Origin of the sequence: Microcella alkalica, assembly GCF_014137945.1 — a bacterium.
GTDB lineage: Bacteria > Actinomycetota > Actinomycetes > Actinomycetales > Microbacteriaceae > Microcella > Microcella alkalica.
Window position 1 is genome coordinate 206,937 of sequence record NZ_JACGWX010000004.1, and the last position, 24,857, is coordinate 231,793.

At 70.5% G+C, this 24,857-nt stretch carries 22 protein-coding genes, 1 tRNA gene and 1 riboswitch; of the genes, 13 read left to right on the top strand and 10 right to left on the bottom strand.

The genetic code is table 11. The features are described 5' to 3' along the window. Positions 1–8: 8 nt before the first annotated feature. Together FHX53_RS09300 and FHX53_RS09305 are read right to left on the bottom strand one after the other, a co-directional pair. A complete protein-coding gene (locus FHX53_RS09300) occupies positions 9–1,319 on the bottom strand; it encodes a DUF4032 domain-containing protein (RefSeq protein WP_182491070.1) in 1,311 nt (436 codons plus the stop codon). 91 nt (positions 1,320–1,410) lie between these two features. Then, the gene (locus tag FHX53_RS09305) at positions 1,411–2,511 is read right to left on the bottom strand and encodes an ABC transporter ATP-binding protein (protein ID WP_182491071.1); all 1,101 of its coding nucleotides are present in this window, start codon (positions 2,509–2,511) and stop codon (positions 1,411–1,413) included. Between the two features lie 295 nt (positions 2,512–2,806). On the opposite strand from FHX53_RS09305, the gene FHX53_RS09310 reads away from it, so the two are divergent. From FHX53_RS09310 to FHX53_RS09335, 6 genes are all read left to right on the top strand, one after another. Continuing rightward, positions 2,807–3,712, top strand: a complete 906-nt coding sequence (locus tag FHX53_RS09310) for a DsbA family protein (protein WP_182491072.1) — start codon at positions 2,807–2,809, stop codon at positions 3,710–3,712. 48 nt (positions 3,713–3,760) lie between these two features. Continuing rightward, a tRNA-Thr gene (locus FHX53_RS09315) sits at positions 3,761–3,833 on the top strand. A 204-nt stretch (positions 3,834–4,037) separates the two neighbouring features. Continuing rightward, positions 4,038–5,027: a CAP domain-containing protein gene (locus FHX53_RS09320; RefSeq protein WP_182491073.1), complete on the top strand. Its 990-nt coding sequence runs from the start codon at positions 4,038–4,040 to the stop codon at positions 5,025–5,027. A gap of 93 nt (positions 5,028–5,120) precedes the next feature. Next, the gene (locus tag FHX53_RS09325; RefSeq protein WP_182491074.1) at positions 5,121–6,104 is read left to right on the top strand and encodes a Gfo/Idh/MocA family protein; all 984 of its coding nucleotides are present in this window, start codon (positions 5,121–5,123) and stop codon (positions 6,102–6,104) included. A 23-nt stretch (positions 6,105–6,127) separates the two neighbouring features. Next, positions 6,128–7,618 (top strand): D-alanyl-D-alanine carboxypeptidase, encoded by a 1,491-nt coding sequence (locus tag FHX53_RS09330; protein ID WP_182491075.1) that lies wholly within the window; start codon positions 6,128–6,130, stop codon positions 7,616–7,618. Positions 7,619–7,662: 44 nt separating this feature from the next. Beyond that, on the top strand, positions 7,663–8,247 hold the full coding sequence (locus FHX53_RS09335) for an isochorismatase family protein (protein ID WP_182491076.1): 585 nt from the start codon (positions 7,663–7,665) through the stop codon (positions 8,245–8,247). A 160-nt stretch (positions 8,248–8,407) separates the two neighbouring features. Here FHX53_RS09335 and FHX53_RS09340 read toward each other — a convergent pair whose 3' ends face one another. Next, positions 8,408–10,300, bottom strand: coding sequence for an ABC transporter ATP-binding protein (locus tag FHX53_RS09340; protein WP_182491077.1), 1,893 nt, complete (start codon positions 10,298–10,300; stop codon positions 8,408–8,410). 62 nt (positions 10,301–10,362) lie between these two features. Between FHX53_RS09340 and FHX53_RS09345 the strand changes: the two genes are divergently transcribed. Genes FHX53_RS09345 through FHX53_RS09355 form a run of 3 tightly spaced genes read left to right on the top strand, consistent with a single transcriptional unit; the run spans position 10,363 to position 12,958 of the window. Beyond that, the gene (locus tag FHX53_RS09345) at positions 10,363–11,289 is read left to right on the top strand and encodes an ATP-binding cassette domain-containing protein (protein WP_182491078.1); all 927 of its coding nucleotides are present in this window, start codon (positions 10,363–10,365) and stop codon (positions 11,287–11,289) included. Beyond that, positions 11,286–12,137 carry an ABC transporter permease gene (locus FHX53_RS09350; RefSeq protein ID WP_182491079.1) on the top strand — a complete coding sequence of 284 codons (852 nt, stop codon included), beginning with the start codon at positions 11,286–11,288 and terminating at the stop codon, positions 12,135–12,137. Before FHX53_RS09345 ends, FHX53_RS09350 begins: the two co-directional genes overlap by 4 nt. Next, positions 12,134–12,958: an ABC transporter permease gene (locus FHX53_RS09355; RefSeq protein WP_182491080.1), complete on the top strand. Its 825-nt coding sequence runs from the start codon at positions 12,134–12,136 to the stop codon at positions 12,956–12,958. The genes FHX53_RS09350 and FHX53_RS09355 overlap by 4 nt, the downstream gene beginning before the upstream one ends. 68 nt (positions 12,959–13,026) lie before the next feature. Here the strand turns inward: FHX53_RS09355 and ribH are convergent, their stop codons facing one another. The 5 genes from ribH to FHX53_RS09380 form a co-directional block, all read right to left on the bottom strand. Continuing rightward, positions 13,027–13,497 carry a 6,7-dimethyl-8-ribityllumazine synthase gene (gene ribH / locus FHX53_RS09360; protein ID WP_182491081.1) on the bottom strand — a complete coding sequence of 157 codons (471 nt, stop codon included), beginning with the start codon at positions 13,495–13,497 and terminating at the stop codon, positions 13,027–13,029. Next, positions 13,494–14,777, bottom strand: coding sequence for a 3,4-dihydroxy-2-butanone-4-phosphate synthase (gene ribB, locus FHX53_RS09365; RefSeq protein WP_182491082.1), 1,284 nt, complete (start codon positions 14,775–14,777; stop codon positions 13,494–13,496). Before ribB ends, ribH begins: the two co-directional genes overlap by 4 nt. Then, positions 14,774–15,379: a riboflavin synthase gene (locus FHX53_RS09370; protein WP_182491083.1), complete on the bottom strand. Its 606-nt coding sequence runs from the start codon at positions 15,377–15,379 to the stop codon at positions 14,774–14,776. Before FHX53_RS09370 ends, ribB begins: the two co-directional genes overlap by 4 nt. An 8-nt stretch (positions 15,380–15,387) precedes the next feature. Continuing rightward, positions 15,388–16,449 carry a bifunctional diaminohydroxyphosphoribosylaminopyrimidine deaminase/5-amino-6-(5-phosphoribosylamino)uracil reductase RibD gene (gene ribD / locus FHX53_RS09375; RefSeq protein ID WP_246335609.1) on the bottom strand — a complete coding sequence of 354 codons (1,062 nt, stop codon included), beginning with the start codon at positions 16,447–16,449 and terminating at the stop codon, positions 15,388–15,390. A 66-nt stretch (positions 16,450–16,515) separates the two neighbouring features. Then, a riboswitch (FMN riboswitch) is annotated at positions 16,516–16,653 on the bottom strand. Between the two features lie 36 nt (positions 16,654–16,689). Further along, on the bottom strand, positions 16,690–17,748 hold the full coding sequence (locus FHX53_RS09380) for a sugar-binding transcriptional regulator (protein WP_182491084.1): 1,059 nt from the start codon (positions 17,746–17,748) through the stop codon (positions 16,690–16,692). A 117-nt stretch (positions 17,749–17,865) separates the two neighbouring features. Here FHX53_RS09380 and FHX53_RS09385 point away from each other — a divergent pair, with 117 nt between their 5' ends. The 4 genes from FHX53_RS09385 to FHX53_RS09400 all read left to right on the top strand — a co-directional run bounded on the left by FHX53_RS09385 (position 17,866) and on the right by FHX53_RS09400 (position 23,359). Beyond that, positions 17,866–19,584: a glycerol-3-phosphate dehydrogenase/oxidase gene (locus FHX53_RS09385; protein WP_182491085.1), complete on the top strand. Its 1,719-nt coding sequence runs from the start codon at positions 17,866–17,868 to the stop codon at positions 19,582–19,584. A 216-nt stretch (positions 19,585–19,800) separates the two neighbouring features. Then, on the top strand, positions 19,801–20,508 hold the full coding sequence (locus FHX53_RS09390; RefSeq protein WP_220476361.1) for an MIP/aquaporin family protein: 708 nt from the start codon (positions 19,801–19,803) through the stop codon (positions 20,506–20,508). A 66-nt stretch (positions 20,509–20,574) separates the two neighbouring features. Next, on the top strand, positions 20,575–22,089 hold the full coding sequence (gene glpK / locus FHX53_RS09395) for a glycerol kinase GlpK (protein ID WP_182491087.1): 1,515 nt from the start codon (positions 20,575–20,577) through the stop codon (positions 22,087–22,089). 400 nt (positions 22,090–22,489) lie between these two features. Further along, on the top strand, positions 22,490–23,359 hold the full coding sequence (locus FHX53_RS09400) for an endonuclease domain-containing protein (RefSeq protein ID WP_182491088.1): 870 nt from the start codon (positions 22,490–22,492) through the stop codon (positions 23,357–23,359). A gap of 190 nt (positions 23,360–23,549) precedes the next feature. On the opposite strand, the gene FHX53_RS09405 is transcribed toward FHX53_RS09400, so the two are convergent. Further along, on the bottom strand, positions 23,550–24,302 hold the full coding sequence (locus FHX53_RS09405) for an HAD-IA family hydrolase (RefSeq protein WP_182491089.1): 753 nt from the start codon (positions 24,300–24,302) through the stop codon (positions 23,550–23,552). Further along, positions 24,299–24,856 carry a GNAT family N-acetyltransferase gene (locus FHX53_RS09410; RefSeq protein ID WP_182491090.1) on the bottom strand — a complete coding sequence of 186 codons (558 nt, stop codon included), beginning with the start codon at positions 24,854–24,856 and terminating at the stop codon, positions 24,299–24,301. Before FHX53_RS09410 ends, FHX53_RS09405 begins: the two co-directional genes overlap by 4 nt. Between the last annotated feature and the right edge of the window lies 1 nt (position 24,857).

A 24,857-nucleotide genomic window follows, 5' to 3' on the forward strand; every position in this document is an offset into this window, starting at 1 on the left:
TCCGCCGCTCACACCTTGTCGCGCCACGACCCCGCAGGGGTCTCGTCGTCGACGACCTCGATCGCATCGGTGTCGAGCGGCAGCCCGATCGTCTCGGTCGGCGGCGCGATCATCGTCGCCTCGTCGCGGCGGTGACGGAGGACGGTGTCGATGTACGAGCTGAGCGCCTCCGCGAGCGGGATGGCCCTCGCCTCGTTCTGCGACAGGAACCAGCGGTGCTCGAGCAGCTGGTGGAAGACCTCCGGACCCTCGAGCTTGCCCTTGAGCTCGCGCGGGATGGCGCGCACGACGGGCTCGAAGACGCGAACGAGCCACTCGTGGGCGACCTGCTCCTCGTCGACGGACTTGTCCGGGTAGGTCGCGGCCGAGTACGAGTCGAGGTCGTTCAGCAGCCGCCTGGCCTGGTTCTCGCCCGCGTCGATCCCGGTGAGTCGCAGGAGGCGCCGGGTGTGGTGGCCCGCGTCGACGACCTTGGGCTGGATCCGCACCTCGGTCGAGTCGCCGTCGGTGCGGATGGCGAGCTCCTCGATGTCGAAGCCCAGGTCGTTGAGCCGCTCGACGCGCTGCGTGATGCGCCAGCGCTCCGACCGGTCGAAGGACTCCCACCCCGTGAGCTCCTTCCAGAGCGTCCGGTAGGCGTCGATGATGCCGTTGGAGACCTCGATCGCGTCGACGCTGCCGTCGAGCCGACCGCCCGCCTCGAGGTCGAGCAGCTCGCCCGCGATGTTGACGCGGCCGATTTCGAGGTCGTTCTCGCGCTGGCCATTGGAGAGCCCGCCCTCGTAGAGCTGACCGGTCTCGGCGTCGACCAGGTAGGCCGCGAAGGCGCCGGCGTCGCGGCGGAAGAGCGTGTTCGACAGCGACACGTCGCCCCAGAAGAAGCCCGCGATGTGGAGGCGGACGAGGAGGACGGCGAGAGCGTCCACGAGCCGCGTCGCCGTCTCGGGTCGCAGCGTCTGCGAGTAGAGGGCGCGGTACGGCAGCGAGAAGCGCAGGTGGCGCGTGACGAGGACGGGCATGAGCGGCGTGCCGTCGTCGTCCACTCGGCCGGTGATGACGGCGACGGGGTCGACGCACGGGATCTCGAGCCTCTGCAGGGTGCGGAGCATCTCGTACTCGCGCCGCGCCATCTCCTCCGTCGTCTCCTTGATCGCGACGACTGCGCCGCTCAGGTGCACGAAGCGCACGAGGTGGCGGGAGATGCCCTTGGGCAGGGAGGCGATCGCGTCGTCCGGCCACGTGTCGAGCGGCAGGTTCCACGGCAGGTCGAGCAGGCCGGGGTCGACGACGGCCGACGTGATGCTGAGCGAGGCGCTCATCCGGGCGGATTCCCTTCGTCGGGGCGGGAACGCGACGAGGGCGGGCGCGTCATGCGACGCGGCCCGCCCTCGCTGCGGTCGAGACCGAGTCTCAGTGGGTGATCGGGGTGCGGTTGAGTCGGAGGCCGTTCGCCGTGTCGAACACGTGGACGTGCTTCGGCTCGGGCGTGACGACGACCGTCTCGCCGGCGTTGGGGTGCGAGCGGCCGTCGACGCGCGCGACGACGTCGACGCGCTGGCCCTGCACCTCGGTGTGGCCGTAGAGGTAGCCGTCGGCGCCGAGCTCCTCGACCACGTCGACCTCGACCGTGAGGCCCTGCGAGCCGGGGGCGCCGACGATGAGGTCCTCCGGGCGGACGCCGACCGTGACCGACTTGTCGCTCGCGTTGTCGAGCGTCTCCCGCTCGACGACGGCGACCGCGCTGCCGAACTCCACGCCGCCGTCGACGATCGTCGCGGGGAAGAGGTTCATGGCGGGCGAGCCGATGAAGCCGGCGACGAACACGTTGTTGGGCGTCTCGTAGAGGTCGCGGGGCGTGCCGACCTGCTGGAGGACGCCGTCCTTGAGGACCGCGATGCGGTCGCCCATCGTGAGGGCCTCGGTCTGGTCGTGCGTGACGTAGACGGTCGTGACGCCGAGGCGGCGCTGCAGCGAGGCGATCTGGGTGCGCGTCTGCACGCGGAGCTTCGCGTCGAGGTTCGACAGCGGTTCGTCCATGAGGAACACCTGCGGCTGGCGCACGATCGCGCGGCCCATGGCGACGCGCTGGCGCTGGCCGCCCGAGAGAGCCTTCGGCTTCCGGTCGAGGTAGGGCTCGAGGTCGAGGAGCTTCGCCGCCTCGAGGACGCGAGTCGCGCGCTCCTCCTTGCCGATGCCGGCGATCTTGAGCGCGAAGCCCATGTTCTCCGCGACGGTCATGTGGGGGTACAGCGCGTAGTTCTGGAACACCATCGCGATGTCGCGGTCCTTCGGCGGGATGTCGGTGACGTTGCGCTCGCCGATGAAGATGTTGCCGTCGTTGACCTCCTCGAGGCCCGCGAGCATGCGGAGGGTGGTCGACTTGCCGCAGCCGGAGGGGCCGACGAGGACGAGGAACTCGCCGTCCTCGATGTGGAGGTCGATCGCGTCGACCGCGGGAACGGTCGAGCCGGGGTACAGTCGGGTCGCCTTGTCGAAAGTGACGGTAGCCATGCGGGTTAACTCTCCTCTTCACCGGCAGGTACGTGCCGGACGATCCGTCGTGAATGGATTGATGACGCTGTCATCGATGAGCGGCGCTGGTCATCGGGCCCCAGTATGCCACCTTCCCGGGCGCCGCCCGAATCGGCGGAATGCCCGTGCAGGCGCCGCGACGCGGGTGCGGCCGCTCTCGAGGACCGCTCGAGTGGCCACGCATCGTTCGTCGCCGTACTATCCTTCGGGGCGCACTGCGCCTGAACCCGGTGCCGGCGCGCGGAGCGCGCACGGCGAGCGACGAAGAGGAACCATGACCGAGAGCAGACCAGCAGGCGCGAGGCAGTCGAAGACCGCGCGCCGCGATGAAGCCCGCGAGAAGGCCCGCCAGCTGCGCGCCGGGCACAAGAAGAAGGAGCGGCGCAACCGCTGGCTGCTGCAGGGCGGCATCGCCGTCGTGCTCGTGGCGATCGTCGCGATCGTCGCGCTCGTGATCACGAACTCGGTCAGGCCGGAGCGCAGCGGGCCCCGCAACATGGCGAGCGACGGCATCCTCATCGGCGAGGGCCTCGCGGCCGTCCAGACTCCGGGCGTCGCGCCGGATGCGACCCCTGTGCCGAGCGCCCCCAACGAGCCGGGCGTCGTCGCGATCACCATCTGGGTCGACTACCTGTGCCCCGTCTGCGGCGAGTTCGAGCAGGAGAACGGCGAACTCATCCGCACGCTCGTCGATTCGGGAGCCGCAACCGTGGAATACCACCCCATCGCGATCCTCACCACTCTCTCCGCAGGAACTCAGTACTCGCTTCGCGCTGCCAACGCCGCCGCGTGCGTCTCCAACTTCAACCCCGACGCGTTCTTCGACTTCAACACAGCCATGTTCACCGATCAGCCGGCCGAGGGCACTGAGGGGCTCACCGACGACGAGCTGCTCGAGGTCGCGCGCGATGCCGGCGCGACCTCGACCTCCCTCGAGCGCTGCATCGACGACGGGCGTTTCTTCGAGTGGGTCAAGGCTGCCACGACGCGCGCCGGCAACGGCCCGCTGCCGGTCGAGGGCACCGAGGTCGAGAACGTGCGCGGCACGCCGACCATTCTCGTGAACGGCGAGCTCTACACCCCCTCGTACCCGTTCGACTCGACGGAGTTCTCGCAGTTCGTGCTCTCGGCGGCCGGCGACGACTTCGCGGCCAGCCCGTCGCCCTCCCCGACCCCGTAACGCATCCCTCCCGATGGGCGCGGGCCGATAGGCTGAGATCGCTCCAGCGCCCCGTTAGCTCAGCTGGTAGAGCAGCTGTCTTGTAAACAGCAGGTCGCAGGTTCGAATCCTGTACGGGGCTCCGTCTCCGGCCATCCACGGGCGTTCCGCAGCGGCAATACCCCCGATCAGGGGTCCGTTTCGGACAGCTTCTCCCCCAGTCCTGGGGTGATCCGTTCGTTTTCCGACTGCCTCCACTTGTCCGATCGGGCTCAGGAGCCGTACCGTCGGGGGAGTCAGCCGGGGGGCTGGCGGATACATCGGACGGTTTCGGGGGGAACCTGACATGCTTCGAACGCTCCTTGTGGGGTCGGCGCTCGCGACGAGCGCCATCTTGCTCGCTCCCGTCGTCAGCGGAAGCGTCGACGTCTCCGACGTCCTCAGCGCTCGCACGCTGACGACCGGCGCGTCCGCGATCACGATCGTGGAGGCCGAGCGCGCCGTCGACGGCAGCGGCTTCCTCGACCCGCGCCAGCGCGCCACCTACTCCGCGACGAGCGTCGGCGGCGATGCCGAGCCCACGGCCGCGCGAAGCGCATCCCCGTCGCCGGACGCATCCCCGTCGCCGGACGCCTCGCCGGCGCCGGTTGCGACGACCGAGCCGAGCGGTGGTGCGCCGAGCGCGCCGTCGAGCACCGCGAGCGCGAAGCCCGCGCCGGCTCCGTCGGCCAGCGCGCCTGCCACGACCACGTCGGCGTCGGGCACCGGAACGGCGGTCGTGCAGCCCAAGCCGTCCGGGCCCGCACCGGCCCCGGCGCCCGCGCCGACCGTCACCACTCCGGCCTGCCCCGGCATGCCGGGCGGCAGCACGGCGGGAGCGCCGAGCCGCACGTCCGCCGGCGGCGTCGCCGGCACCACGTCGGCCGACCTCGCACAGTTCGCGCAGAGGTACAACGAGATCCGCGTCGCCAATTGCCTGCCGCCTGTGCCGTTCTCGAACATCCGCTACGACTCCTGCATGGAGGACCGCCTGTTCTGGATGGCGGAGGACCCGTCGACCGACCCGATGAGTGCGTGGGGTCACATCGGCTCCCAGCGCAGCGACGGAGTGCCGAGCGTCGGCTGCGACGGCAACCTCGCCGGCGGCTCGAACAACACCGGCGCGACCGTTGCCCAGAAGTGGTGGGACTCCTCCGGGCACCGCACCTCGCTCTACAAGCCGACCTACGCGGGAACCACGGTCGGCGTCTGCATCCTCTTCGCGATGACGCACGGCGGCGTTCCGAATGAGCCGTACAGCTTCACTCGCTCGGCGTCGCGCTGGGTCACCTGCTGATCGACCGCGCCCGGTCGGTTCACGGCACCGGCGAGCGGGCTCGATAGGCTGAGCCCGCTCGCCGGCGCTCGACCGCGAGCGGAAGGCAGGAGGATGGCGCGACCTGGCTGGGGCATTCTCGCGGCGGGCAGCATCGCGCACGCATTCGCGCACGACCTGGTCGCAGAGGGGTTCACGATCGCCGCGGTGGGGTCCCGCCGCCTCGAGAGCGCGCGCTCCTTCGCGGCCGAGCACGGCATCCCGACCGCGCACGGCTCGTACGAAGAGCTCGTCGCCGATCCGGCCGTCGAGATCGTCTATGTCGCGAGCCCGCACTCCCATCACGCCGAGCACGCGCTACTCGCGATCGCGGCAGGCAAACACGTGCTCGTCGAGAAGGCCTTCACCCTCATCGAGCGGGATGCGCGCCGGGTCGCCGACGCCGCGGCTCAGGCGGGCGTCGTCGTCATGGAGGCGATGTGGACGCGATTCCTCCCTCACATGATCCGGGTGCGCGAGCTCGTGCGCTCCGGTGCGCTCGGCGAGGTGCGCACCGTCCTCGCCGATCACACCCAGTCGCTCCCGCTCGACCCCGAGCACCGGCTGCAGAACCCGGAGCTGGGCGGAGGGGCGCTCCTCGACCTCGGCATCTACACGGTGTCGTTCGCTGTGGACGTCCTCGGGCTCCCGACGGGCATTCGCGCCCATGCCGACCTGACCGCGGCCGGCGTCGACCGCCAGACGGCGATGATTCTCGACTACGCCGACGGGCGGCAGGCCGTCCTGCACACCGCGCTCGACACCGCGGGCCCGAACCGCGCCGCCGTCATCGGCACGCGGGGGTATCTCGAGATCGAGAGCACCTTCTATGCGCCGACCGTGGCGACGCTGTTCGACGGGCAAGGCGAGGTCGTCGAGCGCATCGCGCCGGAGGTCGCGCAGCGCGGAATGCAGTTCCAGGCCGCGGAGATGGAGGCGCGCGTCGCAGGCGCGGCGCCGACGAGCCTCCCGATCGAGGAGACGATCGCGATCATGGGCGTGCTCGATGAGGTGCGGCGCCAGATCGGCGTTCGGTACGCGGCCGACGACGAGGCCTGATCCGTCGCGACTATCATGGCCCGGTGACAGCGCCGAGAATTCGCAAGACTCCTGAGGGCGGCGCGGGCCTCGGCGCCGTCGTGGGACGTCATCCGCGCCCGCTCGCCATCACAGCGCTCGCTACGGCCTTCTCGATTCTCGGAGCGGCCGCCGTCGCCACCGGTATGGCCGCAGTGCCCCCGACCGCGGACGCGGTGGCCGCGCCCGAGACGGACGCCGACCTGCGCACGCCGAGCGCGGATCCGACGCCCGACCGCGAGCCGTCGCGCGCCGGGCCGTCGTCGGCGATCGCGCCCACGCGCGTGCGGACGTGCTCGATCCGAACCCTGGCGTCCGACGGCCGCCTCGCCGAGTTCGTCGGCGTGGTGGTCAACGCCGAGACGGGCGAGGTGCTCTTCGAGAAGGACGCGTCGACTCCGGCGCGGCACGGCAGCGTTCTCAAGGTGCTCACCGCCGCGGTGGCGCTGCGGGTCCTCGGTCCCGGCTACCAGCTTCAGACGCGCGTCGAGCAGGGATCGGAGCCCGGGCAGATCGTCCTCGTCGGCGGGGGAGATGCGACACTGAGCGCGCTCGCCCCCGGCCAGGAGAGCGTCTACCGAGGTGCTCCCAAACTCTCCGACCTCGCCGCGCAGGCTGTCTCCGCCTATGGGGCGGCGAACCCCGACGCCCCGGAGATCACCGAGGTACTGCTCGACGCGACCTATTGGAACCCGGCCGATAGGTGGGATCCATCGTGGGATCCGAGCGTGGTGTCGATCGGGTACCAGTCCGAGGTCACCGCTCTGCAGGTCGATGGCGACCGGCAGAACCCCGCGGTCGACACGAGCCCTCGCTCGGCCGACCCCATCACGCGCGCCGGCGAGGCGTTCGCCCTCGCCCTCGGCGCCGCGGGCAACCCGGGCGGTCGCCCCTCGGTGCGGGTGGGCGTCGCGAGCGGCGGCGCCGAGCTCGCGGTCGTGCGATCGCAGCCCGTGAGCCGTCTCATCGAGAAGATGCTGATGAACAGCGACAACACGCTCTCCGAGATGCTCGCGCGAGTGGTGTCGAAGGAATCGGGCTTCGACGGCTCGGCCGCCTCCCTCACGCAGGCGTACGCGACGGCGCTGCAGCCGTACGGAGTCGCGCTCGACCCGGGTATGGTCATCCGCGACGGGTCGGGCCTCAGCCCCCTCAACGCCGTCTCGCCCCTGTACTACGCGCGCTTCTTCGACGTCATCGCGGCAGGCGGAGGCGACCTGCCGGTGCTCGCCGCCGGGCTCCCCGTCGCCGGGCGCTCGGGTTCGCTCGCGAACCGCTTCGTCGGCGATGCCGCCGTCGCGCGCGGCAGCGTGTCGGCGAAGACCGGGTGGATCACGACCGCCTATTCGCTCAGCGGCATCATCACTGCCGCGGACGGCACGACGCTCACCTTCGCGTTCTCGGCGATCGGCAACGTCGAAGGCTCCGCCCGGGCGGCGCTCGACCTGCTGGCGGCCGGCGCGTACCGCTGCGGCGACAACCTCACCACCCTCTGATGAAGCCGGGCCGCGGAAGCCCGGCGTTGAGAGATGGAGACGACATGCCCCGCGCCCTGCTCATCATCGACGTGCAGAACGACTTCACGGAGGGCGGCGCTCTGGGCGTCGTCGGCGGCGCCGCCGTGGCCGTGGCGATCACCGAGCACGTCCGCGCGCACGCCGACGACTACGCCCTCGTGGTCGCCTCGCGCGACTGGCACGACTCCGACAACGACAACGGCGGGCACTTCGCGACGGATGCGGACCCGGACTTCGTGACGACGTGGCCGGTGCACTGCGTGGCCGGCTCGCCGGGCGCCGACTACCATCCGGCGATCGACCGAGCGCTGATCGACCTGCACGTGCGCAAGGGTCAGGGCGTCCCGGCGTACTCGATCTTCGAGGGGATCACCGATGACGGCCGCACCCTCGTCGCCGCGCTCGACGAGCACCGCATCGACGTCGTCGACGTCGTCGGTATCGCGACGGACCACTGCGTCCGCGCCTCGGCGCTCGACGCGATCACCGCAGGTCGACGGGTTCGCGTTCTGAGCGATCTCGTCGCCGGGGTGGCCCCCGGTCCGAGCGCGGCGGCGCTCGCCGAGATCGTCGCCGCCGGCGGAGCGGTCGTCTCCGCGGCATCCTGACCCGGCGCCGCGGCGTCCCTTCGCCAGTTGCGGCACCGTGCGCTCTGGACGACAACGTGCGGCAGACCACACGCTCGCGGCCAAAGCGCACGGTCTCGCATCCAAGGGGCCAGCGCTGACCCCATCGGGGCGATGTCGACCGCCCCGCGAGGCGGCCGCGTCACACCAGCAGCTGGTGCTTCGCGAGGTCGCGGTAGAGCGGCACCTCGCGCACGAGCTCGCTGTGCGTGCCCGTCCCGACGACGCGTCCGTGATCGATCACGACGATGAGGTCGCTGTCGACGACCGTCGAGAGCCGGTGCGCGATCACGATGAGCGTGCGGTTCTCGGCGACCGCGTCGATCGCCTCCCGCATGAGCTGCTCGTTGCGGCCGTCGAGTGAGGATGTCGACTCGTCGAGGAGCAGGATGGGCGGCGCCGCGAGCAGCGCGCGTGCGATCGCAAGCCGCTGCCTCTCGCCGCCCGAGAGCATGACGCCATCCTCGCCGACGGGCGCCTCGAGCCCGAGCGGCGAGCGGTCGAGCACTTCGCCGAGGTTCACCGAGCGCAGCACGGTCGCGCACTGCTCATCGCTCGCATCAGGCGTTCCGAGCAAGAGGTTCTCGCGCAGAGTGCCGGCGAGCACGGGCGCATCCTGCTCGACGTAGCCGATCCTGCTGCGCAGCTCGACACGATCGAGCGCGCGGATGTCGACGCCGTCCATCCGGATGACGCCTGCCGTCGGGTCGTAGAAGCGTTCCACGAGCGCGAGCACGGTCGACTTCCCTGCGCCGCTCGGACCGACGAGTGCGACGCGCGCCCCCCGCGGCACCGCGAACGAGACCCCGCGGAGCACTTGCGCATCGCGCGACCCGTGGGAGTTCGCGTTCGCCCCGCGCCCCGCCGTCGCGGAGAGCGCCGCCTCGGCCTCCGCAGCGGCCTTCTCGGCCTCGGTGCGATGCGCCCGCTCGGGGTAGGAGAAGTGCACGTCGTGGAAGGACACTGCCGCGTCGTCCGGGTCATCCGGCTCGGGGACGACGTCGGCGTCGCCCTCGACCTCGCTCGGGAGGGCGATGATCTCCTGGATGCGACCGAGCGCGCCGAGCGCCGAGTTCACCGAGGTGATCGCGCCGAACGCCTGCCCGAGCGGCCCGATGAGCAGGAACAGGAACAGGATGAACGCGACGAGAGCGCCGATCTCGATCGCGCCGGTCGCGACGCGGAATCCACCGACGCCGAGGACGACGAGGAACGAGACCTGCAGCGCGATCGACGAGATCGGAACGACGAGGGCGGAGATGCGCGCGACGCGGATGCCCTGCTCCCACGCGCCGCGGGCATCCTTGTCGACCGCTGCGATCTCGCGATCGGTGGCGTTCGCGGCGCGCACCGTGCGCACGGACGAGATCGCCCGTTCGACGGCCGCGGCGAGATCGCCGACCTTCTCCTGCGCCCTGCGGGAGGCGACGCGGATGCGTCGGGACAGCACCACGACCGTGACGACCGACACGGCGACGACGAGCAGCGTGAGCCCGAGGAGCGTCGGGTCGATGACGGCCATCGCGATGATCGCGCCGACGAAGGTGAGGCTCCCGCCGATCGCCTGCACGAGGCCCTGGGTGAGCACGGCCCGCAGCAGGGTGGTGTCGCTGCCGACGCGGCTGACGAGATCGCCCGTGCGCCGCTCGTCGAACTGCGCGATCGGCAAGTGCAGAAGGCGCCGCACGAGGGTGCGGCGGCTCGAGAGCACGACGCCTTCTCCTGTGCGCTGCAGGAGGTAGTGCCCGAAGCCGCTGAGGAGCGCGGCGGCCACGACGAGGGCGACGAGACCGGCGACGAGCGAGCCGAGCGGCTCTCCCTGCTCGACGCGCGCGATGACCTGGCTCACGAGCAGCGGCTGGGCGAGCGAGGCGATCGCGCCGAGGATGCTGATGACGATGACCCACGACAGCACCGTGCGGTGCTCGAGCAGATAGGGGAGCAACTGGCCGAAGGTCGCGCGCGGGCCCGAGTCCGCCTCGGGGTCGCGGCCGAAGCCGCGGCGCGGGCGGGCGGGGTCGCTGGTCGAGCTCATGGCTCCATCCTGGCCGAGTTCTCCTCGGTGCCGACCGTGCGCGAGGTCTATGCTCGTCTCTCGTGCCGCAGCCCGTCATCACCGCCAGGAAACTGACCAAGAAGTACGGCGACTTCACCGCTGTCGACGGGATCGACTTCGACGTCGCGCCCGGTGAGTCCTTCGGCCTGCTCGGCCCGAACGGCGCGGGCAAGTCGACCACGATGCGCATGGTCGGCGCCGTCTCGACGCGCACGGCCGGTGACCTCGAGATCCTCGGCCTCGACCCGAACGACCACGGCCCCGACATCCGCTCGCAGCTGGGCGTCGTTCCCCAGCAGGACAACCTCGACCAGGAGCTCCGCGTCCGCGACAATCTCCTGGTGTACGGCCGCTACTTCGGCCTGCCGCGGGCGGTCGTAGCCGAGCGGGCGGATGCCCTGCTCGAGTTCGCGCAGCTGGCCGACCGCACCAAGGCCAAGGTCGACGACCTCTCGGGCGGGATGAAGCGCCGCCTCACGATCGCCCGCGCGCTCATCAACGAGCCGCGCATCCTGCTGCTCGACGAGCCGACGACGGGTCTCGACCCGCAGGCGCGCCACATCCTCTGGGATCGCCTGTTCCGCCTCAAGGAGCAGGGCACGACGCTCGTGCTCACGACGCACTACATGGATGAGGCCGAGCAGCTGTGCGACCGCCTCGTGGTCGTCGACAAGGGCCGCATCATGGCCGAGGGCTCGCCCGCCGCGCTCATCCGCGAGTACTCGAGCAGGGAGGTGCTCGAGGTGCGCTTCGGCAGCGACAGGAACGCCGAGGCTGCGGCGAAGCTGCAGGGGGTCGGCGAGCGCCTCGAGGTGCTGCCCGACCGCATCCTCGTGTACAGCGCCAACGGCGAGGCGGAGCTCGAGCGGATCACGCAGCTCGGGCTGCACCCGATCACGTCCCTCGTTCGCCGGTCGAGCCTCGAGGACGTCTTCCTGCGACTCACGGGTCGGAGCCTGATCGAATGACGACGACCGACCCAGCGGCTCCGGCCGAGAGCGCGCAGAGAGAGGATGCCCGGCGCTCGCTCGCCGCCGGTGCCGCCCCGCGCCGCTTCGGCTCCTGGTACATCGCCGAGCACCGCATCCGCGCGATGAAGGGCTACGCCGGAGACGCGATCTTCCAGAGCTTCGGCAACCCGCTCATCTACCTCTTCGCGCTCGGCGTCGGGCTCGCGAGCCTCGTGCCGCAGGGCGTCGAGGGCGTCAGCTACCTGCAGTTCGTAGCCCCCGCACTCATGGCGGCGGCCGCCATGACGGTCACCGCCAACGAGACGTCCTATCCGATCCTGCTCGGCTTCAAGTGGAACCCGATCTTCTTCGGCATGAACGCCTCGCCCATCACGGGCGCCCAGATCGTCAACGGCATGTTCATCCACATCGCGCTGCGCACGGTCGTCACGGTCGCGATCTACTGCGGCATCATCGCCCTCTTCGGCGCGATCACCTCGCCTCTCGGCTGGCTCGGGATCTTCGTCGCGTCGATGACCGGCCTCGCCATCGGCGCCGCGATCTCGAGCTACACCTCCACCATCACCGAAGACCGGGGTCAGATGGCGATGCTGCAGCGCTTCGGCATCACGCCCCTGTTCCTGTTCTCGGGCACGTTCTTCCCGCTCGAGCAGCTGCCGGTCTTCCTGCAGCCGATCGGCTGGATCTCACCGCTCTGGCACGGCACCGAGCTCGGCCGCGTGCTCACGTACGGCATGGCCGAGCCCGCGTGGCTCACGGCGACGCACGTCGGCTACCTCGTCACGCTCTTCGCGGTCGGGCTCTGGGCGACGCGCCGCCACTTCACGAGGAGGCTCGACAAGTGACGGCGGCATCGGCGGCGGCGAGCGCTCCGCTGACCAGGCAGCGCAGCGCCCTCTATGCGGGCAACACGGGTGCGGTCATCCGCCGTGGTCTTCTGGCGACCCGCAGCACGAACTACCTCGTCGTGCTCAGCGGCTTCTTCGAGCCGGTGTTCTACCTGCTCTCGCTCGGCATCGGCTTCGGCGCCCTCGTCGGGTCGGTGCAGACCTCGACGGGCCAGGAGGTGCCGTACGCGGCGTTCATCGCGCCCGCCCTGCTCGCGGTGTCGGCGATGAACGGCGCCGTCTACGACTCGACCTGGAACGTCTTCTTCAAGCTCAACTACTCGAAGCTCTACCAGGGCATGCTCACGACGAGCCTCGGCCCTCTCGACGTCGCGCTCGGCGAGATCTTCCTCGCCCTCCTGCGCGGCGCGATGTACGCGGTCGGCTTCATGGTCGTCATGCAGCTCTTCGGGCTCAACCTGGCATGGACGGCTCTGCTCGCCCTGCCCGCGGTGCTGCTCATCGCGTTCGGCTTCGCGAGCCTCGGGATGGCCATCACGAGCTACATGAAGACGTTCCAGCAGATCGAGTGGGTGACGTTCATCATGCTGCCGATGTTCCTGTTCTCGGCGACCTTCTACCCCATCAGCGTTTACCCCGAGCCCATCCAGTGGGTCATCCAGGCGCTGCCCCTGTGGCACGGCGTCGAGCTCGTCCGGGGTCTGACGACGGGCGCCCTGAGCGGCATGATGCTCGTGCACGTCGGCTACTACCTCGTGATGATCGCGATCGGCATCGTGTTCACGACGAACAGGCTCCGCGCGCTCTTCCTCAGGTAGGGGGCGGATGCGAACGGCGCCCGCCCCCCTCGCGGGGTGCGGGCGCCGTTCGTTCCTGTGCGGCGGCTCTAGCCGCGGATGACCCGCAGCGCCTGCGCCGTCGCGAGGGCGGCCTCCGCGGCCTCGGCGCCCTTGTCCTCCTTCGAGCCGGGAAGCCCGGCCCGGTCGAGGCCCTGCTGCTCGTTCTCGAGAGTGAGCACACCGAATCCGACGGGCTTCCCCGTGTCGAGGGCGACGCGGGTGAGTCCGTCGGTCGCTGCCGAGGAGACGAATTCGAAGTGGGGGGTTCCGCCGCGGATGATGACCCCGAGGGCGACCACGGCATCCGCGCCGTTCTCGAGAGCGGCCTTGCTGACGACCGGGAGCTCGAACGAGCCGGGAGCGGCGTACTCGACGATCGTCGCGCCCGAGGCCTCGAGCACGCGACGCGCGCCGGCGAGAAGCCCTGCGCTGATCTCGGCGTGCCACTGGCCGGCCACGATCGCGACCGTGAGGCCGGTTCCGTCGACGTTCAGGGTCGGGCTTCCTGCTCCGCTCATGCGCTGCGTCCTTCCATCTGGGCGTACACGGGGGCGGAGGTGATGCTATCCGGAAGGCGGTGACCCATGCGGTCGCGCTTCGCGCTCAGGTAGCCCTGATTGTCGTCGCCGACGCCCACGAGCAGCGGCACGAGCGAGCTCACCTCGATGCCGTACTTCGTGAGCTGACGCTGCTTCTCGGGGTTGTTCGACAGCAGGCGAACGCGCCCGACGCCCAGGTCGCGCAGCATGTCGCTCGCCGCCTGGTAGTCGCGGCTGTCAGCGGGGAGGCCGAGCGCGAGGTTGGCGTCGAGCGTGTCGTAGCCGTCCTCCTGCAGGCGGTAGGCGCGGAGCTTGTTGATGAGGCCGATGCCGCGCCCCTCGTGACCGCGCATGTAGAGCACGGCGCCGCCCTGGCGCTGGATGACGTCGAGTGCGGCGTCGAGCTGCGGCCCGCACTCGCACTTGAGCGAGCCGAAGGCCTCGCCGGTCAGGCACTCGGAGTGGACGCGCACGATCATGTCATCGTGGGGCATCCCGCTCACGATCGCGACGTGGTCGGCACCGGTCTTGCGATCGCGGTAGGCGCGCAGCGAGAACGGCCCGTGCGTGGTCGGCACGGTCGTGGCGACCTCGAAGGAGACGCTCGAGAGCTGCTCGGCGGGGGCGCCGGGGGCTCCTGCTGCGAACTTCTCGCCCGAACTCAGGTACGCGATGAGGTCGACGATCGTGATGACGACGACGTCCTCCGTTCGCCCGAACTCGATGAGCTCGGGCAGGCGCATCATCTCGCCGTCGTCGGCGACGACCTCGCCGATGACCGCGACGGGGCGCAGGCCCGCGAGGCGCATGAGCTCGACGGCCGCCTCGGTGTGGCCCGCGCGCTCGCGCACGCCGCCGTCGACCGCGCGCAGAGGCAGGATGTGGCCGGGGCGGATGAGGCTGGCGGGCGTCGAGGCGGGGTCGGCGAGCACGCGCAGGGTGTGCGCGCGGTCGCGCGCGCTGATGCCGGTAGAGATGCGGTCGGCGGCGTCGACGCTCACCGTGTACGCCGTGCGGCGCGGGTCCTCGGTGTCGGCGACCATGAGCGGGAGCGCGAGCGCGTCGGCGAGCTCGTTCGTCATGGGAGCGCACAGGTAGCCGCTCGAGTGCTTGACGGTCCATGCGACCCACTCCTGCGTCGCGAGCTCGGCGGAGAGGATGATGTCGCCCTCGTTCTCGCGGCTCTCGTCGTCGGCTACGAGGATGGGCCGACCCTGCCGCAGCGCGGCGAGCGCCTGGGGGATGGTTCCGATGCTCATGCGGGGATCCTTCCGTCGAAGCGCGCCAGTCGCGCCACGTGTCGAGCGAGGATGTCGGTCTCGATGTTGACGAGGTCGCCGACCGCGCGGCGCCCCAGGGTCGTGCGCTCGAGCGTCTCGGGGATGAGCGAGACCTCGAACCAGTCGTCGCCGGCGGCGCTGACCGTGAGCGAGATCCCGTCGACGGCGATCGAGCCCTTGTCGACGACGAGCGGGGCGTGCGCGGCGGCGAGCGAGAACCGCAGCACGCGCCAGGTTCCCTCGTCGCGCACGCTGATCACCTCGGATGTGCCGTCGATGTGGCCCTGCACGATGTGGCCGCCGAGCCGGTCGCCCACGGAGGCGGCGCGCTCGAGGTTGACGGTGCGACCCATGGCCCATTGCACGGGGTTCGACATGCGCAGGGTCTGCCCCATGACGTCGGCCCTGAACCAGTCGGGCCCCTGCTCGACGACGGTGAGGCACACGCCGCTCACGCTGATCGAGTCGCCGTGCTTCGCGTCGCTCACGGCGAGCGGGCCGCGCACTGTCACCCGGCCGGCGTCGCCGTGCGTCTGCCAGCCGATGATCTCGCCGAGCTCTTCGATGATTCCGGTGAACATTGCGGTTCCTAGCTGTGCGGGGTGAGGTGGGAGGACGAGCGGGCGTCGGGGCGGCAGGTGACGAGCAGGTCGTCGCCGAGCGATTCGATCGAGCGGATGCTCAGCCGGTGCGCTTCGGCCATCGTGGTGACCCCCAGATCGTCGAGGGCCGTGCGCGGCCCGCCGAGAAGCAGGGGCGCCAGGTACACGAGCACCTCGTCGGCGAGTCCGGCGCGGAGGAAAGCGCTCGCCAGCGTCGGCCCTCCCTCGACGTAGAGGCGGCGGATGCCGCGGCTCAGCAGCTCGGGCAGCGCCGTCGCGAGATCGCGGTGGCCCACCTCGATGAGGCCGGCGGGATGGCGACGGAGGGCGGCATCCGCCGATACGGGCGTCCTTCCGAAGACGACGGGGACCGGCTGGTGCGCCAGGAGCTCGCCGGCGTCGCCACGGGCGGTGAGGCTCGGGTCGTCGGCGAGCACGGTGCCGGTGCCGACGGCGATCGCGTCGTGGCGCGCGCGCTGCTCGTGGACGCGCTGGCGGGCGGCGGCTCCCGTGATCCACTGGCTCGTGCCGTCCGCGGCGGCGGCGCGCCCGTCGAGGGTGGAGGCCCACTTGACCGTGACGAAGGGGCGCCCGAGTCGCGCGCTCGTGAGCCAGGGGCGCAGCAGCTCCTCCGCCTCGTGGGCGAGCGGGCCGCGCTCGGCGACGATGCCCGCCGCGCGGAGGCGCTCGGCGCCGCCGTCGGCGCGCTCGCTCGGGTCGTCGAGGGCGAAGATCACGCGCGAGACCCCCGCCTCGATGAGGGCCAGAGCGCAGGGGCCGGTGCGGCCCGTGTGATTGCAGGGCTCGAGGGTGACGACGGCGGTGAGCCCGCGCGCATCCGCGACCTTCGACAGCGCATCGACCTCGGCGTGGGCAGTGCCAGCACCCCGGTGCCAGCCCTCCGCCACGATCGTGCCGTCGCCGTCGAGGAGGACGCAGCCCACCTGCGGGTTGTCGCCCACTGCCGGACCGTGCTCGGCGAGGGAGAGCGCGCGGCTCATCGCGGCCTCGACGCGCGTGGCGTCGATCGGTGCGGCGATGGCGGTCATTCCCGAAAGGGCCCTTCGGTGAGTCGGGGCGCAATCCGGGGTCGCGAGTGCGCGGCGAGGCCGCGCACCGCACTTCTCCCATCCGGACTCTCACCGTCGGTGCTGGAGTTCCACCAGCTCAACCGGGCCGTGCTCGTGAGAGCTCGACCGCGGGTCGCGGACTATGACCGCCGGCTCGGACTTTCACCGACCCCGAAGTGCGTTTCGTGTTCGAGTGTATTGAACGCAGGCGGCCCTGGGTTATTCCCGAGCGGCTCCTGGGAACTGATCCGCGTCATCCGACGTCACGTCGACGATCGTCACGGCGCCCGTCATGGGCGATACGGAGCCGCCCGCCGAGTCGATGAGCGCGCGAGCGCCGGCCTCGTCGATGATCAGATCGGTGATGAGTCCTGCGGCGAGCGCGCCCGAGAGTCCCGGCAGCTTCGAGACGCCCGAGACGACGCAGACCCGACGGGGGATGCGCCGGAGGACGTCGAAGTCCGGTCCGGTCGCGCGCGCGTTCAGCTCGATTCCATCGGTCGAGCCGTCGGCGCGGAAGAACACCGTCGCGACATCGCCGACGACGCCCTGGTCGCTGAGCGTCTGGTAATCCTCCGGGTCGAGATACCCGCCGATGTAGACGTGGCTGGGGATGTCCGCGAAGGGCGAGCCGACTCCGAAGAGTGCGATGTCGAGATGCGCCTGCATGTCGAGGACGCGGCGCATGCTCCGCTCCTTCCACAAGTGCTCGCGCGTCGCGGGGGAGTCGAAGAAGGCGGGCACGGGGAACTGCTGGAGCCGCGCGGTGTACGACTCGGCGAAGCGGCGAAGAATCTCGCTCGCGTAGTCGATCCCGGTCGTATGGGTGTTTCCCGCCCCGTTGAGCTGCACGATGTCGGAGTTGTGGGTCTCTTTCGGCACGAGGTGCCGACTGATGGCGCTCATCGTCGAGCCCCACGCGACACCCATCGCCATGTTGGAATCGAAGTACGAGTTGAGAATCCGTGCAGCGCCGCGCGCGACGCGGTCCTGTCTGTCGACGTCCGACGAGCCGCTCGGAACAGGCACGACGTGGGCGGAGACACCGAAACGGCGGGCGATATCGCGCTCCCACCGCGTCGACAGCTCGAAGGGCGAACGGATCCGGATGTCGACGAGACCGGTGTCCTTCGCGAAGGAGATCAGGCGCGAAACCGAGGATCTCGAGGTCTTCAGCTCCCGGGCGATGGCATCCATCGTGAGGTCCTGCATGTAGTAGAGGTGGGCCGCTCTGAGGGCATCGCGCATGCGCCCCGAGGGCTGAGCGGTCGTCGCCATCGAATCCTCCGCGCGTCTGCACGTTTGTGCAATCGAGTTGGTCGATCGTTCGCGACCGTCGGAGGATTATCCCACCGCCGACTCTCCGTCGGCTGGATCGAGGGAGTGTCTCAACCGATGTCGACACAGAAGTCGTCCCCCGCACGGTCGACCGTGACTGCGCTCACCGAGCGCCCCTCCGCCGACGTCGTCGTCATCGGCGCGGGCATCAACGGCATCGCGACATTCCGCGACCTCGCTCTCAACGGCGTCGACGTCGTCCTCGTCGAACGCGACGACTACGTCGCCGGCGCCTCCGCGGCGAGCTCGCACATGGTGCACGGCGGCATCCGCTACCTCGAGAACGGCGAGTTCCGCCTCGTGCAGGAGTCGGTGCACGAGCGCAATGCGCTTCTCCGGCTCGCCCCGCACTACGTGCGACCGCTGCGAACGACCATCCCGATCTTCTCGACCTTCTCGAGCCTGCTCTCCGCTCCGCTGAAATTCGTCGGCGTGAAGGGCGGCGCGAAGAAGGAGCGCGGCGCGCTCATCATCAAGGTCGGCCTGACGATCTACGACACGTTCTCGCGCGACGGCGGCCGCGTCCCTCGGCACCAGTTCCGCGGCGCCGCCGCCTCGCGCCGAGAGCTGCCCAAGCTCCGCGACGACGTGAAGTGGACGGCCACCTACTACGACGCCTCCATGCACGACCCCGAGCGGCTCGCGCTCGACGTCCTCAACGACGGGCTCGCCGCCGGCTCCCACGCTCGCGCCGCCAACTATGTCGAGGCCTTCGGAATGAGCGACAGCGGTGCCGTGCAGATGCGCGATGTCGTCTCCGGCGAGGAGTTCGAGATCGCCGCGAAGCTCGTCGTGAACGCCTCAGGCCCGTGGACGGACGAGACCAACGACGCTCTCGGCCAGCCGTCGCAGTTCATGGGAGGCACGAAGGGCTCGCACATCGTCCTCGACCACCCCGAGCTGCTCGAGGCGTGCAACGGCCGCGAGATCTTCTTCGAGTTCACCGACGGCCGCATCGTGCTCATCTACCCGCTCAAGGGCCGGGTGCTCGTCGGCACGACCGACCTCGCCCATGACATCTCGCAGCCGATCCGCTGCACCGAGGAGGAGGTCGACTACTTCTTCGACCTCGTGAAGCACGTCTTCCCGACGATCGACGTCAATCGCTCGCAGATCGTGTTCCGCTTCTCGGGCGTCCGCCCCCTCCCGCGGCAGGATGCCGACTCCACCGGTCAGATCTCGCGCGACTACCGCATCGAGCGCGGCGAGCGCGGGGGAGTCCCCGTCCTCAGCCTCGTCGGCGGCAAGTGGACGACCTTCCGCGCGCTCGGCGAGAACCTCGCCGACGAGGTCTTGACGGCGCTCGGCCGCTCGCGCTCGGTCAGCACCGACGGCCGCCTCATCGGCGGCGCCGTCGGCTACCCCACGACGGATGCGGCGCGCTCGACCTGGCTCCAGAAGCACGGCGCCGTGATCGGCCGCGATCGCGCCGCAACGCTCCTCGACCGGTACGGCACGAGCGCCGAACCGCTCATCGAGCGCATCGCCTCGGGAGACGACACCTCTCTCGCCTCCGCTCCCGCTTACTCGCGGCTCGAACTGCAGCACCTCGTCGAGACCGAGCAGGTCGTCCGGCTCGTCGATGTCGTCCTGCGGCGCACCTCGATGGGGTTCACCGGCGCGGTCACCTCCGCAGTCCTCGACGAGCTCGCCGATGTCGTCGGCGAGGTGCTCGGCTGGGACGAGGCGCAGCGACGCGCGGAGCGCGCGGCTGCGGCCGAGTACCTCGCCGAACACCACGGTGTGGAAGTCGACCATCCCCAGGAGGCTCGCTAGAGCATCCTGACCTCCTAAGAACCATCCCGGGACTGCGCATCCCCTCTCAGCCACCGCGTCGAGCATCGCTGCTCGGCACGGAATCGCCCGATGGTCCCGATCATCGAGCACCCTCTTCGGCCGGAACCGAGGCCGAGGAGTCCACCCTGAACAGAGGAACAAGTCAACGTGGACAATCTCGCAGTGGTCTTCCTTTCGGAAGTCGTCGGCACCGCCATGCTGCTCCTGCTCGGCGCCGGCGTCGTCGCCAACGCCGTGCTCATCAAGAACAAGGGCTTCGGCGGCGGCTTCCTGATGATCAACTTCGGCTGGGGCCTTGCGGTCTTCGCCGGTGTGACCGTCGCCTACGCCTCCGGCGCTCACCTCAACCCGGCCGTCACCATCGGTCTCGTCACCAACGGCGTGACCGAGTTCGGGCAGGGCGTTCCCGTGAATCTCCTGTCGGTGCTCGCCTACATGGGTGCGCAGCTCATCGGTGCGTTCATCGGTGCTGTGCTCGCCTTCCTCGCCTACAAGAAGCACTTCGACGAGGAGCCCGACGCCGGCACCAAGCTCGCCGTCTTCTCGACCGGTCCGGCCATCCGCAGCTACGGCTGGAACCTCGTCACCGAGATCGTCGGCACCTTCGTGCTCGTGTTCGTCGTCATCGGCTTCGGGCGCGCCGAACCGGCCGGACTCGCGGCCCTCGGCGCACTGCCCGTCGCCCTGCTCGTCGTCGGAATCGGTGCATCGCTCGGTGGGCCCACGGGTTACGCCATCAACCCGGCCCGTGACCTCGGCCCCCGCCTCGCGCACGCCGTGCTCCCCATCAAGGGCAAGGGCTCGAGCGACTGGTCGTACTCGTGGGTGCCGGTCGTCGGACCCCTCATCGGCGGCGCGCTCGCCGGTGTGGCTGCAACGGCGCTCCTGCCGGTCCTCGGCTGAGCCGCGACGCACCCCTCATGACAGCCGGCACCGGCCGGCACCGATAACGAAGGAGTTATACCTCTCATGGCCAACTACGTACTGGCGATCGACCAGGGCACAACCAGCACCCGCGCGATCATCTTCGACCAGAAGGGCTCTATCGTCTCGACCGGGCAGCTCGAGCACGAGCAGATCTTCCCCAAGGCGGGCTGGGTCGAGCACGACCCGATGGAGATCTGGGGCAACACCCGCGAGGTCATCGGCTCCGCGCTGTCGAAGGCGAACCTGACGCGTCACGACATCGCCGCCGTCGGCATCACCAACCAGCGCGAGACCGCCGTGGTGTGGGATCGCAACACCGGGAAGCCCGTCTACAACGCCATCGTCTGGCAGGACACCCGCACCCAGTCGATCGTCGACCGCCTCGCGGCCGACGGCGGCGTCGAGCGCTTCAAGCAGAAGGTCGGCCTCCCCCTCGCGACCTACTTCTCCGGCACGAAGATCGTGTGGATCCTCGAGAACGTCGAGGGCGCTCGCGAGGCCGCCGACCGCGGCGACCTCATGTTCGGCACCACCGACACCTGGGTTCTCTGGAACCTGACCGGCGGCACCGACGGCGGTGTGCACGCGACCGACGTCACGAACGCCTCGCGCACGATGTTCATGGACCTGGAGACCCTGCAGTGGGATCACGGGATCCTCGAGGCGTTCAACGTGCCGGCGTCGATGCTCCCCGAGATCCGCTCCTCCTCCGAGGTCTACGGCACCGTGCACGGCAGCTCGCTGCTGCGCGAGGTGCCCGTGGCGGGCATCCTGGGTGACCAGCAGGCCGCCACGTTCGGCCAGGCGGCGTTCGACGCCGGCGAGTCGAAGAACACGTACGGCACCGGCAACTTCCTCATCTTCAACACCGGTGAGGAGATCGTCCACTCCAAGAACGGCCTGCTGACGACGCTCGGGTACAAGCTCGGCGACGCCAAGCCGCACTACGCGCTCGAGGGTGCCATCGCGGTGACCGGCTCGCTCGTGCAGTGGGTGCGCGACAACTTGGGGCTCATCAAGGACGCGCCCGAGATCGAGACGCTCGCCAAGACGGTCGACGACAACGGCGGCGCCTACTTCGTGCCGGCGTTCTCGGGTCTGTTCGCTCCGTACTGGCGGTCGGATGCCCGTGGTGCGCTCGTGGGGCTCACCCGCTACGTGAACAAGGGCCACATCGCGCGCGCCGTGCTCGAGGCGACCGCTTTCCAGACCCGCGAGGTGCTGGATGCGGTCAACGCCGACTCGGGCGTCGACCTCACCGAGCTGAAGGTCGACGGGGGCATGATCGCGAACAACACGCTCATGCAGTTCCAGGCCGACATCCTCGGCGTGCCGGTCGTTCGCCCGGTCGTCGCGGAGACGACTGCGCTCGGCGCCGCGTACGCCGCGGGCCTCGCGGTCGGCGTGTGGGGCTCGCTCGACGAGCTGCGCGCCAACTGGCAGGAGGACTCGCGCTGGACGCCCAACATGGACGACTCCGAGCGCGATCGCCAGATGCGCAACTGGAAGAAGGCCGTCACGAAGACCTTCGACTGGGTCGACGACGACGTGAATTAGCAGTCCGTCCCGCGCGAGCGGGTCGGGTGTGCGGCTCACATGAGCCGCCGCGGCCGTGGTAGGGCCGCACGAGGGGCGGGGCGCGCGCAGGCGCCCCGCCCCTTCGCGCGCGCGGCGCATGTCGCGCATGCCGCGCGTCCCGCGCGTCCCGCGCATGCCGCGCATGCCGCGCGTCCCGCGCATGCCGCGCATGCCGCGCGTCCCGCGCATGTCGCGCTCGCGCGTGTCCGTTCTCCGGAGATCCGGTCCGCCGCTCCGCGGCGACCCCGCGTCCGTCACGCGCGACGACGATTCTCCGAAGTTGTGACACACGACTCCTCCACCGGCGCGGCTGCTCGAGGGGCTCCACCGATCCTCATGGCGTCGCACGGCGGCCCGGCCAGGTGGAGAGAGTGCACCGATGATCGCGCTCGACCCTCGGCGTCTCTACTCGCGGCAAGAGCTCCTCGAGCAGCTCAGTCGACGAGCTCTGGCAGGGGCGATCGACCGCGGCGAGGTGATCCGCGCTCGACGTGGCGTGTACGTGAGCAAGTGGATGTCCGAACCGGCTCGACGCGCCGCCACCGTCGGCGGCCGGCTGACCTGCGTCTCAGCGCTCGCGCTGCTCGGATGCTTCGAGCCGCCCGGTGCTCGCCTCCACGCGCAGGTCGCTCCAGACGCCTCACGACTGCGACTGCCCGCGGGGCAGCCGCTGGGCGCGAGGGATGCGGTGCTCCACTGGGTGCCGCTCGATGAACCCCCGCACACGACGGTCGTCTCGCCGGCGGGCGCCGTCCGTCAGCTCCTGCGGTGCCAACCGCGTCCGCTGGCGATCGCTGTGCTCGATAGCGTGCGCAGGCAGCGAGTACTCGCGCCCGCGCAGATCGACGATCTCGTGCGGTGCGCACCGCGTCGTCTCCACCTGGTTCCCGCGCACCTCGATGGCAGAAGCGAGTCGGGGATCGAGTCTCTCGTTCGGGTCGCGCTGCTCGACGCGGGCCTGACAGTCGACGTGCAGGTGGTGATCCCCGGCGTCGGGCGCGTCGACCTCGTGATCGAGGGACGAGTCGTCGTCGAGGTGGACGGCCGGGAATGGCACCGAGGCGAGCAGGAGCGAGACTACTGGCGCGACCTGGAGCTCGCGCGCCGCGGATACGTCGTCGTGCGCGTCGACTACGCGCTGGTCGTATCAAACATCGACTCGGTGGTCGATGCCGTGATCCGGGCGACCAGCCGTCGCGCGCCAGCCGGTGTGCACGTACTCCGGAGAACCGGCGGCGCTGGAGGCTAGCGAGCAGCATCGGGCGAACGAATGACCGGATCTCCGGAGTTGTTGCACGCCGCACTGCGATCGTGTCCTGCGCGGGCGGCGACCCGCGCGGGGCACGACGACGGTGGCACGACGACGGTGGCACGACGACGGTGGCACGACGACGGTGGCACGACGACGGTGGCACGACGACGGTGGCGCTATGCGCGGCTCAGTGCGCGGCGACCGCGGCGGGGAGGTCACGCAGCGTCGCGAGGCGTGCGACGCCGGGTGGCACGATTCCCGCCTCGACGGGGACCCCGAGGGCCTCGAGCGGGCGGTCGAGCCAGAGGCCGAGCATCCCCGCAGCGTCAGCGCCGGCCGCGTCGGTGCGCAGCCGGTCGCCGACGTATGCGCACGAGGCGACACCGACGCCGAACGTGGCGGCGGCGAGCTCGAAGATCGCCGCCGCCGGCTTCGCGACCCCGACCTCGCCCGACGCGATGACGTGCTCCATGCGGTCGGCGAGCCCGATCGCTGTGAGCTTCTCGCTCTGGAAGGTCAGGTCGCCGTTCGTGATGACCCCGAAGCGGATGCCCGGCACGGCCTTCTCGAGCGCGTCGAGCGCGGGAAGCACGTCGTCGAAGAGGGCCCACGACGCGCGGTAGCCCACCATGTACCGGTCGAACCATGCGAGCGCCTCGTCGGGCGTCGGCACGATGCCGAACGGTGCGAGGAAACCCCGCGCCCGCTCGCGCCGCTGCTCGATGAAGTCGATCTCGCCGCGCAGCCATCGCCCGTAGTGGTGCTCCTCGAGGTCGCGCCAGCGCCGCAGCTCATCGGCGTCGTCGGCCGCCGCGACCGCGCCGCCGGCCTCCGTCCGCGCTCGCGTAAGACCGATCGCGACGGCGCGCGAGTGCGCCATGAGGCAGTCGTCGAGGTCGAAGAGCATGACGCGGATGCTCGACCGGGGCTCTGCGATCACGCGAGCACCGGCCACCGTTCGAGCGCCTCCACGGTCCCGAGGTCGGCGCGCGTCAGCACCGAGTGCCACCCGGGCGGGTGCGAACCTGCGCGGTCGACGATGTCGCACGGCCCGAAGCCCGCCCAGCGGAAGCCCGCCGCCCGCGCGGCGTGCGCCGACCCGAGGTTGCCCTCCACGCATTCCCACCGCAGCGAGGCGACGTCGTGCTCGGGCCCGAGCACCCACTCCGCGAGGGCGCGCAGCGCCTCGGCCACGTACCCGTGCCCGCGGTGCTCGGCGCCCATCCAGTACCCCACGTAGCCTCGGCGCCGCTGCCACGAGACGACCCCCATGAGGTCGCTGCCGCCGGCTGGCCGCAGCGCGAAGACCGCCTCGGTGCCGTCGCGCCAGCCGGCGGGCACGAACTCCTCGACGAACGACCGCGCGTCGTCGGCCGTGTAGGGCACGGGCACGGTCGTCCAGCGCTGCAGCTCCGCGTCCTGGCAGTGACGAAGGACCGCGGGCGCGTCAGCGGCGACGGGCGTCGAGAGCACGAGCCTCGGCGTCTGCAGCACG